General features: G+C 61.1%; 1 protein-coding gene. It reads left to right on the top strand.

All coding sequences use genetic code 11. The features are described from left to right. Positions 1-64 precede the first annotated feature (64 nt). Positions 65-1,221, top strand: a protein-coding gene (locus HMPREF2886_RS02240; RefSeq protein ID WP_371915119.1) for an IS3 family transposase whose coding sequence is annotated in 2 segments (ribosomal slippage) — positions 65-325 and positions 328-1,221 — 1,155 coding nt in all. Because the reading frame shifts where the segments join, the coding sequence is not laid out codon by codon here. The last annotated feature ends 30 nt before the right edge of the window (positions 1,222-1,251 follow it).

The following is a 1,251-nucleotide window of genomic DNA, read 5'->3' as shown; positions in this document are numbered from 1 at the left end:
TGGTCTGTCCCGGGCTGAGTGGACACTGACTTAAGGTGGATAATGCCCACCGCAAGGAGTGTTCATGACCCAGACCAGACGACGTTTTCCCGAATCCTTCAAACGCGAGGCGGTAGACCAGGTGCTTGCCGGTACGCCGCTTCGTCATGTCGCCGAGACACTCGGCATTGCTGAAAGCCTGCTGGGCAAATGGAAGCGCCAGTACGAGCAGCAAGGTGACGATGCCTTTCCGGGCAACGGCAAGCAGCGTGGCGAGAGCGCGGAACTTCGTCGCCTGCGCCGGCAACTGGCCCAGGTCACCATGGAGCGCGATGTTTTAAAAAAGGCGCTCGCCATCTTCTCGCAGCCCACGAAGTGAAGTTTCGCGCCATCGAGGCGTTGGCTGGTCGTTACCCCGTAGCACCGATGTGCCGGTTGTTGCAGGTGTCGCGCAGCGGTTTCTATGCCTGGCAACAGCGACCACCTTCGGTGAGAGAGATGGCGAATCGGCGTCTGAGCAAGGAGATCCGAACCATCCACCACGAGGTGAATGGGATCTATGGTCATCGCCGCATCAAGGCTGAACTGACGGCCATGGGGCAGGCGTGCGGGCGGCATCGGGTTGCTCGATTGATGCGCGAAGCCGGCCTGCGTGTTCGTTCACGCAAGCGCTGGCGGCTGGTTTCCAGTAGCCGCCACGATCTACCGATTGCGCCGAATCACCTGGATCGCCAGTTCGTCTCGGATCGAGCCAATCGGCACTGGGTCTCGGACATGACCTACGTGCGGACTGCGCAAGGCTGGCTGTATCTGGCCGTTGTGCTCGATCTCTATTCACGCGCCGTGGTCGGTTGGGCGATGCACCACCGCATGCAGCAAGCCCTGGTGCACGCCGCGCTGGAGATGGCCGTGGCACGCCGACAGCCACAGGCGGAGGTCCTGCTGCACTCGGATCGCGGCAGCCAATACTGCGCGCACGACTACCAAGCCTTGCTTCGGCGACATCGCATCGTGCCCAGCCATTCGCGACCAGGGAACTGCTGGGATAACGCGGCTATGGAGAGCTTTTTCCGTTCGCTGAAGGCCGAGCGGGTGTACCTGACGCGCTATGCCAGCTACCAGGAGGCGAAAACCGACCTGTTCGACTACATCCGCTTTTACAATCACCGTCGTCGCCACTCGACGCTGGGCTATCTCAGCCCGATGGAGTTTGAGCGGCGCTATGCGAGCAGTAACTCTTAACTACCTGTCCACCAGTTCCGGGACAGACCA

The organism is Pseudomonas sp. HMSC066A08, from assembly GCF_001813025.1.
Lineage (GTDB): Bacteria > Pseudomonadota > Gammaproteobacteria > Pseudomonadales > Pseudomonadaceae > Pseudomonas > Pseudomonas aeruginosa.
Note: the sequence above shows the minus strand (reverse complement) of the source record. Positions and strands in the feature narration are given on the sequence as shown.